The sequence below is a fragment of the Gemmatimonadota bacterium genome (assembly GCA_009838845.1).
GTDB lineage: Bacteria > Latescibacterota > UBA2968 > UBA2968 > UBA2968 > VXRD01.
Genome location: VXRD01000170.1, coordinates 55,512 through 68,443 on the forward strand (window position 1 = coordinate 55,512; position 12,932 = coordinate 68,443).

Consider the following 12,932-nt stretch of genomic DNA (forward strand, 5'->3'; position numbering starts at 1 on the left):
CTGAGAGATCACCTATGCGTCTATCTACATACCTGCTATCTGTACTCTTGAGTATATCTCCACTCGTCTTTGCCCAGCAGAAAAAGCCGCTGGATCACGATGTGTACGACATATGGAATCGCACGCATGCCAGCAATATTTCCGACAACGGACAATGGGCTTTTCTCTCTATCGGCCCGGACGAAAAAGACACCGAACTCCGCATCGCAAGCCTCACAGGTGACCGCTCCTATGCGATACCGCGCGGAGAAGCCATTCGATTCACCAGAGATTCGCGTTATATCGTCACCCTCATCAAAGCCTTCAAAGACTCGGTACAACAGGCAAAACGCGACAAGAAAAAACCCGAAGAATCGCCCAAAGACTCACTTGGCATCATCACCCTCGCCACGGGAGATATCTTTAAAGCCACCCGCGTCAAATCCTTCAAACTACCCAAAGAAAACGGAGGATGGGTCGCTTATTTGCTGGAAAAAGAAATCGCCAAAAAAGACAGTACTGTGAAAAAAAAGAAAAAAGCACACCAAACAGAAAAAAATGAAGAACAAACATCCAAACCCGAAAAACAGCCCGAGCAAAAGCCAGGACCTGAAGAAGCCAAAAAAGAAGAACCGAAAGATCCCAAAAAGAAAAAACGCAAAAAAGCCGAAGGCACCACACTCGTTCTCCGCAACCTCCAGACCAGTGCTGAAACGCGATATAACCACGTAATCTCCTACGCCTTCACAGAAAGCGGTTCGTATCTCATTTTTGCCGCCGCCAACAAAGACAGCACAGCCGATGGCATCTACGCCATTCGCACCAGCACGGGCGACACCACAGCCATACTCACGGGCGCGGGCGATTACAAAAAAATCACCACCGACGAATCCAGTCTCCATCTCGCATTTATTGCCAACCGCGACAGCTTTAACGCAGAGCAACAGGAATACGCCCTCTATTACTGGCCCGTTGGCTCGCGCAATAAGGCAAAAGAAATCGCCCGATCTGGAACGAAGGGCATACCCCCAAACTGGTGGGTCAGCGAACACGCCAACCTCTCCTTTTCCAAAAATGGCAAGCGCCTCTTTTTTGGCACCGCCTCCAGACCAGAAGTGGAAGCAGAGGACGACACGCCCGACGACGAAAAAGTCGCAGTCGATATCTGGAACTGGAAAGACCCCTATCTCCAACCCATGCAACTCAAAGATGCCAAAGAGGAACGCGAACGCACATATCGCGCCGTCTTTCACCTCAACAATGGCAAAATCGTTCAACTCGCCACAGAAACCATTCCCAATATTCGTCTGGGAAGCGAGGGCAATGCCGATGTCGCGATAGGCTATTCGATTCTCCCCTATCGACAACTCATTTCGTGGGATTCGCCGGCTTATTACGACAGCTATTTGATCGACATAAAAACCGGTGAAGCAATGCGCGTACTCACCAAAATGCAGACGCGTCCCACCCTTTCACCCGAGTCCAAATACATCTACTGGTGGGATCGCATCCACAAAAACTGGTATGTTCAGCATGTCAAAAATATGATCCGCGTCAGAGTCAGCAAAAATATCCCCCATCCCATTCACAACGAATTGCACGACTGGCCGTATCCACCCAGCGCACATGGCAATGCCGGGTGGACAAAAGGCGACAAAGAATTTCTCATTTACGACCGCTACGACATCTGGCTCACCGATCCCAACGGGCGCAAAGCACCCGTCAATATCACTGAAGGAATTGGACGCGAGACCGAAACGCGCTTTCGATATGTACGCCTCGACCCCGAAGAACGGGCACGCGATCCCAAAGCCGATTTGCTCTTATCGGGTTTCAATCTCAAAACCAAAGCCATGGGCTACTATCGGGATCGCATCGAAAGCACGGACAAACCCGCTGAACTCATCGCGCGCAACAAACGGTTTTCCAACCTCCAAAAAGCCAAAGACACCGACGTATTCCTCTTCAGACAATCCTCTTTTGAAGAATATCCCGACCTGTGGACCTCTGACCTCAATTTTCAGAATGCGCGAAAAATAAGCGAAGTCAATCCGCAACAAAAAGACTACCTGTGGGGCACTGCCGAACTCGTCGAATGGGTATCACTCGACGGCAAACCCCTGCAGGGCATTCTCTACAAACCCGAAAATTTCGATCCCGCCCAGAAATATCCCATGCTGGTCTATTTCTATGAAAAAATGTCCCATCAACTACACGCCCACCGGGCGCCAAGAGCCTCTGGCGGCTCCATAAATTTCCCATTTTACGTCAGCCGCGGATATCTGATCTTTATCCCGGACATCCCCTACAAAGTCGGCTTCCCCGGAGAAAGTGCCGTCAACGCCGTTGTCTCTGGCGTGACGCACCTCATAAATCGGGGATTTGTCGCTCCCGACCGAATTGGCGTACAGGGCCACAGTTGGGGCGGCTATCAAATCGCCTATATGATCACCCGAACCAATATATTTCGGGCAGCCGAAGCCGGCGCACCCGTCTCAAATATGATCAGTGCATACGGCGGCATTCGCTGGGCTTCGGGACTGAGTCGCATGATGCAATACGAAAAAAGCCAGAGTCGCATCGGCGGTTCGCTCTGGGAAGCACCCACGCGATTTATCGAAAACTCCCCCATCTTCTGGGCAGACAAAATTCAAACGCCATTGCTCATCTTGCACAACGACGACGACGGCGCAGTACCCTGGTATCAGGGCATTGAACTCTTTGTCGCCCTGCGCCGCCTGGGCAAACCCGCATGGCTCGTCAATTACAACGGAGAAGCCCACGGCATTCGCAAACACCACAACCGCAAAGACTGGAGCATCCGTCTGCAACAATTCTTTGACCACTATCTCAAAGACGCCCCCGCACCTGTATGGATGAGCGCGGGCATTCCCGCCGTGCAAAAAGGAAAAACACTCGGATTGGAATTAGAAAAGGAACAACCGTGAGTCTGGAATTACAAAATCGAGTTGCACTCATAACAGGTGCTGCGCGGGGCATTGGAGCAGCCATCGCACAACACCTATCGGATGCGGGTGCTAAAATCGCCATTACTGATCTGGATGGCGATGGTGCGAAAAAAACCGCAAAAACGCTCAAAACGCCTGCAATAGGTCTATCAGCCGATGCATCCGATGAAACCGCCATGCACGCGGCAACAGATCGAATTATTACAGAACTCGGCTCACTCGACATCCTCGTCAACAACGCGGGCATTGGAGGACCGGATACAAACGCGGCCAGAGCATCGCTGGAAATCCCACTGACGGAATTATCCGTTGACGATTGGGACGCGCATCTACACACCAATCTCCGGACCGCCTTTGTCTCCGCCAGAGCAGCCATTCCACATCTCGGCCGCGGATCCAGCATCATCAACATCGCATCTATCGCCGCGCTAATGCCCAGCGTTTCCATGCCCGCTTACGGTGCGGCCAAAGCCGGAGTCATTCATTTGACCAGAACTTTAGCCAGCCAACTTGCAGGGCGTGGGATTAGAGTCAACGCAATATGCCCCGGCTACCTATGGACGCGCGCCTGGGAAATGATCGCATCTCAAATCAAAAACAACAACCCGGCATACAAGGGATTTACCGCAAGAGAAATTTTTGAAGATGTGATACGCAACAGCGTGCCCTTAGGAACCGAACAAACCCCCGAAGATGTGGGTCACATGGTCGTCTTTTTGGCGAGCGACAAAGGGAAAAATATCACCGGACAAGCACTGACCATCGATGGTGGCGCCACGTTAGGGGGTCGAAAACAGCGGTCAGATTCTCCGTGAGAATCAATCGAAACATCCACATTCACAAGGAGTTGAGAACATGAACCTCGAAGAACTTTATACCCAGATTGACACGGCCAACCGCATGGCCGATGCTGCCACGGCATTTTTAGCATCTCTACGTCCCGATCAGGCGGCGACTGCGCAACTGGGCTTTGGCGATGAAAACGCACGACAGGACTGGCACTACATCCCGCGCGACCGATTGGGCCTCGCGCTCAAAGACATGGAAGCGCATCAGCGAGACAAAGCATTTGCTCTGCTCGATACCGGACTGAGCGAACAGGCGCGCACCAAAGCCAGAACAATCATCAACCTGGAACCCATACTCGCCGAAGTAGAAGGTCCCAGACGCCGATTCCCGCGCGATCCAGATCTCTACAACCTCGTAGTCTTTGGCACGCCCAATGGTGAAACCACCTGGAGCTGGCGTTTTGAAGGCCATCACGTCTCGGTCAATTACACCATTGTCAACGGCACACTCGTCGCGCCTACGCCCGTCTTCTTCGGCTCCAATCCCGCACAGGTTCGACACGGTGAACACGAGGGATTGCGCGCCCTCAAAGAAGAAGAAGACCTCGCCCGCGACTTACTCGCCTCTCTGGACAGCGACCAAAAAAGAGTGGCAATCATCAGTGACGAAGCACCCGCCGACATCCTCACCCGCAATGTCCCCCAGGTAAATGAAGAAGTCCAAATTGAGGGTCTGCAACTCAAGGACATGACCGCATCACAACGCGAGGTTGTCACTGCACTCATCGATGTATATATCACCCGCTTGCCCAACAGAATAGCAGCAGCCCAGCGTGCGAACCTCACCTCACTCGATACAGCCGCATTCGCCTGGGCTGGCGGCACAAATCGCGGCGAAGGCCACTACTATCGCGTACTCGGATCCACCTTCCTCGCCGAATACGACTGCACCCAGGACGAGGCCAATCACATCCACGCTGTCTGGCGCGACCTGACCAATGACTTTGGCAGTGATATACTCAAGCAACACTATCGGGACAGTCATTGAGAGCATCAGTAGTCAGGAGACTTTATGCAAGCAGTTGTGCTGTTAGCCGGCAAGGGAACGCGGATGGCGATGGATTATGAGGGACCGAAGCACTTATTGCCGATAGCGGGAAAGCCCGTCGTGGAGCACGCACTGGATCGATTGCCGTGCGAGGTACGCGAACTCGTATTCATTGTAGGAGGACCGCACGAGGAGGCGATTCGCCAGCACTTTTCTGATGGCATGTATGGGGGGCGGCGCATTGTATTTCTCGTTCAGGAAGAGCCATTGGGTATCGCCCATGCATTTCGGGTCGCTGCACCTGTAATCACCGGGCGGTGGCTGGGCATGGTTGGCGATGATATTTTTGGACCGCGTGGCCTTCAGAAACTCGTCCAACAGCAGGACCTTTCTCTCATTAGCTCGCGAGTGACGCATCCTCAACATTTTGGAGTTCTGGTGACAGATGACAACGGATACCTCCTTCGGTCAGTCGAAAAGCCCCAAACGTTTATTTCAGATTTGGTTTGGAACGGCGCGATGGTCATGGACAGAGATTTCTTTGACGCGGAAATCGCACCATCCGCACGCGGCGAATACGAAACGCCCGATGTATGGATGAAACTGATTGCATCTGGCCGAAAAATTAAAGTGATCGAAGCTGATTTTTGGCTGCCAATTAACGATAAGCAACAACTTGAAGAAGCCGAAAAATTACTCGGCGGTTGGGAATCAGACAACCCGGGGAAATAGCATGGCCAATGAGCCAAACAAAATCATCTATTCGATGGTGCGCGTGAGCAAATACATCGACAAAAAGCCCCTCATCGAAAACATTTCTCTTTCCTATTTCTACGGCGCAAAAATCGGTGTACTCGGCCTGAATGGCGCGGGCAAAAGCACGCTGTTGCGTATCCTTGCTGGTGTAGATGAAAAATTCAACGGCGAAACCCATCTCGCCCCCGGCCACACCATTGGGTATTTGGAACAAGAACCCCGCCTTGAACCGGGCAAAACCGTGCGCGAAATTGTCGAACAGGGCGTACAGGAGCACGTTGACCTCATGAACGAATACAATGCGCTCAGTGCCAAATTTGCCGACCCCATGTCCGACGAGGAAATGAATCGGCTAATCGAACAGCAGGGCGAACTTCAGGAAAAAATCGACGCAGAGAACATTTGGGACCTCGATGCGCGTATCGAACAGGCGATGGATGCTCTGCGTTGTCCACCGGGAGATGCGCGTGTCGATCACCTATCGGGTGGCGAATGCCGCCGTGTGGCACTTTGCCGACTGCTCCTTTCCAAACCAGATATACTCTTGCTCGACGAACCGACCAACCACCTCGACGCCGAAACCGTTGGCTGGCTCGAACAGCATTTACATCGTTATGCGGGCACCGTCATAGCCGTCACACACGACCGTTATTTCCTCGACAATGTCGCCGGATGGATACTCGAACTCGACCGAGGCAAAGGCATACCCTACAAAGGCAACTACTCTTCGTGGCTCGACCAAAAAGAAAAACGGCTGGCGAGTGAAGCAAATCGGGAAAGCCAGCGTCTGAAAACCCTTGCGCGCGAGCGCGAATGGATCAACATGAACCCACGCGGGCGACACGCAAAATCCAGAGCGAGGATTACCGCATATAATCAGTTGCTCGATCAGAGTGTGGAAAAAGAACGCGACCTCGAAATTTATATTCCGCCCGGTCCGCGCCTCGGCGATATTGTCATCGAAGCCCAGGGCGTTTCCAAAGGATATGGCGATACACTCCTCTTTGAAAATCTCTCCTTTTCCCTGCCGCCCGGCGGCATTGTCGGCGTTATCGGACCCAATGGTGCGGGAAAAACCACCCTCTTTCGCCTCATTACCGGCGAAGAACAGCCCGATGCGGGAACATTCCGCATCGGCGAAACAGTTAGCCTCGCCTATGTGGAACAAACACGCGATGTCCTCGCCCCCAATCACAATGTGTGGCAGGCCATCTCAGACGGAGAAGACCTCATTACTCTGGGCAATCGAGACATCAACTCGCGTGCCTATCTCGCGCGCTTCAACTTTACAGGAGCAGATCAGCAAAAACCCGTTGGTCAACTCTCTGGCGGCGAACGCAACCGCGTTCACCTTGCGCGCATCCTCAAAGAAGGTGCCAATGTCATATTGCTGGACGAACCGACAAATGACCTCGACGTAAACACAATGCGCGCCCTGGAAGACGCCCTTGAAAATTTTGGCGGATGCGCTGTGATCATCTCACACGACCGCTGGTTCCTCGACCGTATTGCCACGCATATCCTGGCCTTTGAAGGGAATAGCGAAGTCATCTACTTTGACGGAAATTATTCGCAGTACGAAGCAGACCGCAAACGCCGCTTCGGCGCCGACGCCGACCAACCCCATCGGATTAAATATCGAAAATTTACGCGATAGAAGGGACATCAGCCATGCAACGCATATATAAAACTACCCCACAGGGCGAACTCGCCATTCACATCTTTGAACCCGACACTAACGAACAGACAGCCGCTATTGTATTCTTCTTTGGCGGTGGCTGGACGGGGGGCAATCCGCAACAGTTTTTTCCGCACTGCCAGTATCTCGCAAAACGCGGAATGCTCGCTACATCGGCTGAATACCGCATCAAAAGCAAACACAACACCTCGCCTTATGAATGTGTAGAAGACGGCAAATCAGCGGTTCGCTGGCTGAGGACACATGCCGATGAACTCAACATTGCCCCCAACCGCATCGCTTCGGGTGGTGGATCAGCCGGAGGTCACGTCGGCGCGTGTACCGGTACTGTTCCTGGCCAGGATGCGCCCGATGAGGATATGGCGATATCTTCCCTGCCCAATGCCATGGTACTCTTTAACCCCGTCGTCGATGTCGCTGGCCTAAAACGCCTCGCCGAACGTTTTCCCAGAGACCCGCGGGAAATCTCGCCTTTTCAACACGTCTGTTCCAACCTGCCGCCCACCATAATTTTTCACGGCACGGATGACACAACCGTCCCTTATGAACAGGCTCAACGCTTCACAAAAGCCATGCACAAAGCGGGCAACACCTGTGAACTCTGCGCGTACGAAGGCAAAGGACACGGATTTTTCAACTATGGCCGCGACGATGGCTCAGCCTATGAACAAACCGTCGCGCAAATGGACGATTTTCTCGTGCAATTGGGATATCTGGATCCAAAATGACCTGCGACTACGACATCATCGTGATAGGCACTGGCCCCGGCGGAGAAGGCGCGGCGATGAAATCCACCAAGGAAGGCAAGCGCGTTGCCGTCATCGACAATTTCAAAAATGTGGGCGGCAACAGCACGCACAGAGCCACAATACCGAGCAAAGCACTGCGCCACTATGTCCAACAACTCATCGATACCAATACACATAGCACAACGAGTTTTCCCGAATTGCTCGACCGGGCCGCCGACCTCATCGAGGATCAGGTTGACCTTCGCACGGGCTATTACGAACGCAATGATGTCGATATTATCCTGGGGCGCGCATCTTTTGTCGATGAACACACCGTCGAAGTCGCATTGCTCAACGGAGGAATCGAACGCTACACAGCCCAGGGATTTATCATCGCCACGGGATCTCGTCCCTATCAACCGCCCGACATCGACTTTTCCCATCCGCGGATTCGCGATAGCGACTCCATCCTGGACCTCACAGAAACACCGCGCATCATCACCATCTATGGCGCGGGGGTAATCGGCTGCGAATACGCATCCATATTTCGCGGCCTGCGCATAAAAGTCAATCTCATCAACAGCCGCAGCCAATTGCTCTCCTATCTCGACGACGAAATCATCGACGCCCTCAGTTATCATCTCAGCCAAAACGGAGTGCGTATTCGCCACAACGAAGAATACGACCGCGTTGAAGCCAATGACAGAGAAGCGCGCGTATTTCTGAAATCCAACAAACAAATTGTCAGCGATATTCTCCTCTGGGCGGAAGGCCGTACGGGAAACTCGGACAACATGGGATTGGAAAATATCGGAATCGAGACAGATGAACGCGGCTCCATTCTCATCAACGACGCGTACCAGACACTCGCCCAACCCCACATTTATGCCGTTGGCGATGTCGTCGGTTTTCCCAGTCTGGCGAGTGCGGCTTACGATCAGGGCCGGTTTGCCGCCACCCATCTCATCTTTGGCGAATGCGAACAACACCTCGTAGAAGACATCCCCACGGGGATTTACACCATTCCCGAAATCAGTTCTATCGGATTTACCGAAAAAGAACTAACAGCTCAAAAAGTTCCCTACGAAGTGGGCCACGCCTACTTCCGCCATATCGCGCGGGCACAGGTAACGGGAAGGCTCACCGGCATGCTCAAAATTATCTTTCATCGCGAAACCCTTGAAATTTTGGGCATTCACTGTTTCGGCTCTCAGGCATCTGAAATCATCCACATTGGGCAAGCCATTATGGCGCAAGAAGGTGAAGCCAATACACTCATGTACTTTATCAACACCACCTTCAACTATCCCACAATGGCCGAAGCCTATCGCGTTGCCGCGCTCAACGGGCTTAACAGAGTAAAATAAAAGTGCGTATTTGCACAACTTGCCCTATATTTACGCCAACATTCATTTTGCCCCTCGCGGGGCGTACCTGTAACCTTTTTTTTGGAGACTCTCATGGCCGACCAGTTGCCACTCGATCAGATTCAGGTTGATCAACAAAACCTCTATCGGGAAGAATCCATCACCGATTTGCGCGTTGCCACAATTCGACGCCTGATCCCCATCAATGCCGATGGCACAGACGACATCAGCCGTCCCACCCAATACATCGGCTCCACACAGATCATCTCTCAAATGGGGCCTTTGCCAATCTCTGCCCCCATTGAAGCGGCTTCGCTTCAAGAAGCAATAGAAAAATTTCCCCAGGCCATCAAAGATGCCGTTGATCAAATGGTTGAAGAAGCCAAAGAATACCGCCGCCAGGAATCTTCTCGCATCGTCGTCCCCGGCACAATGCCCGGTGGTGCGCCCGGACAGGGAGGCATTCCAGGAGCGGGCGGTCCACCAAGCGGTGGCATCATCTCGAGTTGATCCAATAGCCATATAACAAAAGCCGCGAGTGCATCTTTTCGCGGCTAAAAAACAAACGCCGTGCAAATTTTTCTGCACGGCGTTTTGGCGTATTTGGCACTTATCTACTCACTCGATAAGTAACCCGAGGAGAAGATGAGACCATCATAGCGGATGAACCAGATGTTTAAGAAATCGTCTTCGGCAGTGTACCGAAGAGGGTACGGAAATTTGACCCATTGCCCTTTCTCGGTGGCTTTGGCGATTTCCTTGCCAAATTCGTAGCCCGTTGGCGATCTCCCAGCCTTGACGTCAGACCCTATGAGGTGTGGCAAGATAGGATACGTGAGCATGAGGTCGTTTTCATCAACCAGGGTTAGGAACCACTGCCCATCGATGCTCTCCCGGCTATTGTAGTACGTCGCAGTCGCATCGCGGCCCTCTCGTTTGTAGTATTCTATCGCCCTTTCCACGTACGCGATTGTGTGAGCCTCCATATCTTCGGGATTCTTGTAATATCCGGAGACGAAGATGAGACCGTCGTAGCGAATGGCGTACGCGGCTTTGGGGGCTTCTTGCAAGGTAAGCGGATGCGGCCAAGGGTAATCGATCCAGTGGCCTTCTTCGGTGGCTTTGACGATTTCCTTGCCCAACTCGTAGCCGTTGGAGCCGACCACGTCTTTGATATCTGTGCCGATGAGCTCGGAGAAGATGGGATGGACGATGTAGAGGTCATTTTCGTCAATCACAAAGAGATACCATTGATACTCAAAGCTGCCCACGCTGTTGTAGAAAGTGATCATGGATTCGCGGCCATCGCGCTGATAACGGGCTATCGCCTTGTTCACGTATGCCACCGTGTAATCTTCGGGACCTTGATAGTACCAAGCGGGCCGCTCGGTCTGATCATCCGGGTTGTAGTATCCAGAGGCGAAGATGAGACCGTCGTAGCGAATAACCCAGGCGGCTTTCGGTTCTTCCCGATATGTGACGGGATTCGGCCAGAGATATTGCACCCAGTGGCCTTCTTCGGTGGCTTTGGCGATTTCCTTGCCCAACTCGTAGCCGTTGGAGCCGACCACGTCTTTGATGTCCGTGCCTTTGAGGTGGGGAAAAATTGGATGTGCGATGTAGAGGTCGTTTTCGTCAATCAGGAAGAGGTAGAACTGTTTGTCAATGCTTGGCAGTGAGTTGTAATACGCAACTGTTGCGTCTCTGCCTTCGCGATTGTAATAAGATATTGCCTCTTGCACGTATTCCTGTGCAATGGTAGCGAGTTCATCGGGTAAAACCACATGTGCAGTTGTAAAGACGAGACCATCGTGCAAAATTGCGAGATACCATCCCAGTTCTAACCGACCGGTGAGGATATTGTATCTATCCTCCTTAAACCAATAGCCATCTTCGGTCGCTCGCGCTATGTGCTGTCCAAAAGAGGTACGGGGGTGGGTAGCCCAATTAGACCCTACGCCCCCGGACCATGTAGCTAACGCCAGGATGGTGTGGTCGCCTTGGGCCATGACAAGCAGCACGAGATCGCCCTCAATGCTTTCCTTGCTATCGTAGTAGGCGAGCGTGGCTTCCCGCCCGTCGCGCTGGTAGCGGGCTATAGCCGCTTCCAAAAAGGCCCTCGTTCGTGCCGCAGCCGCTTCATCCGCGGGGGTCGTTTCCAGTGGCTCAGAAGACGTGATGCGTGCCCTCTCGCCGATGGGCAAGTCGAGTCTGACCTCGTAGCCGGCATTCAGCGGAATGCTCGACCAATGCCCGATCTCGCTGCCATCTTGCAGGGCGCGGGCTTGATAATACCCGCTGTCTGAGGTAATTTCTATCCGCGCCTGTCCCTCGTCGCTGGTGGTCGCAGACCATTCATACTCGGCCACACGCCCGGCAACAGAACGCGAAAGCTCGACCACCACACCGCTTACGGGCGCATCGTCTTGCTGCACGGTGGCAAGAACCACAAAGGCGTGCCCGGCGGCAGCCAATTTGCTCAAGGGCCTTGTGACCGGTTCGCCAGTATCTGTAATCTGAGATTGGGTGACGCGCTCGCCACCACAGTGCCACAATGCAGCGGCGATGAGTGCAATTGCAAATATACGGCTCAACATAAACGACTCTCCTAAATAAAGCGGCGTTGGCCGCGATAAGTAAGTGGATTTTTGATTTATGAAACCCCTAATATAATCCTAAAAAATTTTTCAGCAAAAATATACGTCATGTGAGACTTTCAATAGACAGGCGGACGTTTCAGGGCTATATTTGTGTCCGAGACACAACAGCACAACACCAAAGCCGCTTTTGTGCGGCTTTTTGGATAAAAAGGACAAACGCGATGATTGAAAAAACCATTGAAGTTGCAACTTCAGACGGTATAATGCCCGCCTATGTCTTTCATCCAGAAGGCGAAGGACCGCATCCCCCTGTCATCTTCTACTTTGACATATTTGGCATTCGCGACGAATTGAAAAACATGTGCCGTCGTTTTGCTCGCGCGGGATATTACACCGTACTCCCCTCCCTATTTTATCGCATGGGCAACCCGTCTTACAACCCCGAAAAATTCATGATCGGCGGTCTCAATCTCGAAAAAACGGATCCCCTGCACCCGATGAACCTCAACACCAGCACGACCAATGCCATGGTCATCGACGACACGGGCGCACTGCTTCGCCACCTCGACAATGAAGAACCTCAAGCCAATGCCCAACGGGTCGGCACTATCGGCACCTGTATGGGCGGCCGCCACGCCCTCTTTGCTGCAGCAACGTATCCCGATCACGTTTTGGCCTTTGCCTCCATTCACGGCGGCAAACTCGTCACCGATGCACTGGACTCACCCCATCTCGCCATACCCAAACTCAGAGCCGAAGGCTACTTTGGCTGGGCAGACCAGGATGCCGGCGCAACCGAAGAACACTTACAACTCTACAAAACCGAACTCACCCGCTGTGACGTCCCACATCGCATTGACTTTATGCACGGCGCGCTACACGGCTATTTCTTTCCCCAGCGTTTAACGCACTACCACGAAGACGCCGCCGAAAAATCCTGGAATGCAGTTCTCGACTTATTCGCCCGCACCCTCAAAAGTAAAAAATAAAAAACCCGG

General features: G+C 52.7%; 9 protein-coding genes and 1 pseudogene. 9 read left to right on the forward strand and 1 reads right to left on the reverse strand.

Features of this window, described 5'->3' with window-relative positions:
• Positions 1 to 14: 14 nt before the first annotated feature.
• The 8 genes and pseudogenes from F4Y39_24200 (at position 15) to F4Y39_24235 (ending at position 9,763) form a co-directional block, all read left to right on the forward strand.
• Positions 15 to 2,927 carry a S9 family peptidase gene (locus F4Y39_24200; GenBank protein ID MYC16840.1) on the forward strand — a complete coding sequence of 971 codons (2,913 nt, stop codon included), beginning with the start codon at positions 15 to 17 and terminating at the stop codon, positions 2,925 to 2,927.
• Entirely contained in the window at positions 2,852 to 3,763 is a 912-nt protein-coding gene (locus F4Y39_24205) for an SDR family oxidoreductase (protein ID MYC16841.1), read from the forward strand. The genes F4Y39_24200 and F4Y39_24205 overlap by 76 nt, the downstream gene beginning before the upstream one ends.
• A gap of 40 nt (positions 3,764 to 3,803) precedes the next feature.
• On the forward strand, positions 3,804 to 4,784 hold the full coding sequence (locus tag F4Y39_24210; GenBank protein MYC16842.1) for a DUF3500 domain-containing protein: 981 nt from the start codon (positions 3,804 to 3,806) through the stop codon (positions 4,782 to 4,784).
• A gap of 24 nt (positions 4,785 to 4,808) precedes the next feature.
• Positions 4,809 to 5,516 carry an NTP transferase domain-containing protein gene (locus tag F4Y39_24215; protein MYC16843.1) on the forward strand — a complete coding sequence of 236 codons (708 nt, stop codon included), beginning with the start codon at positions 4,809 to 4,811 and terminating at the stop codon, positions 5,514 to 5,516.
• Position 5,517: 1 nt separating this feature from the next.
• Entirely contained in the window at positions 5,518 to 7,197 is a 1,680-nt protein-coding gene (gene ettA, locus F4Y39_24220; GenBank protein MYC16844.1) for an energy-dependent translational throttle protein EttA, read from the forward strand.
• A gap of 14 nt (positions 7,198 to 7,211) precedes the next feature.
• A complete protein-coding gene (locus F4Y39_24225) occupies positions 7,212 to 7,967 on the forward strand; it encodes an alpha/beta hydrolase (GenBank protein MYC16845.1) in 756 nt (251 codons plus the stop codon).
• The gene (locus tag F4Y39_24230; GenBank protein ID MYC16846.1) at positions 7,964 to 9,334 is read left to right on the forward strand and encodes a Si-specific NAD(P)(+) transhydrogenase; all 1,371 of its coding nucleotides are present in this window, start codon (positions 7,964 to 7,966) and stop codon (positions 9,332 to 9,334) included. Before F4Y39_24225 ends, F4Y39_24230 begins: the two co-directional genes overlap by 4 nt.
• 93 nt (positions 9,335 to 9,427) lie before the next feature.
• Positions 9,428 to 9,763: pseudogene (locus tag F4Y39_24235) on the forward strand (hypothetical protein).
• Positions 9,764 to 9,948: 185 nt separating this feature from the next.
• On the opposite strand, the gene F4Y39_24240 reads toward F4Y39_24235, so the two are convergent.
• Positions 9,949 to 11,931, reverse strand: coding sequence for a hypothetical protein (locus tag F4Y39_24240; protein ID MYC16847.1), 1,983 nt, complete (start codon positions 11,929 to 11,931; stop codon positions 9,949 to 9,951).
• 224 nt (positions 11,932 to 12,155) lie between these two features.
• Here F4Y39_24240 and F4Y39_24245 point away from each other — a divergent pair, with 224 nt between their 5' ends.
• On the forward strand, positions 12,156 to 12,923 hold the full coding sequence (locus tag F4Y39_24245; GenBank protein ID MYC16848.1) for a dienelactone hydrolase family protein: 768 nt from the start codon (positions 12,156 to 12,158) through the stop codon (positions 12,921 to 12,923).
• Positions 12,924 to 12,932 lie beyond the last annotated feature (9 nt).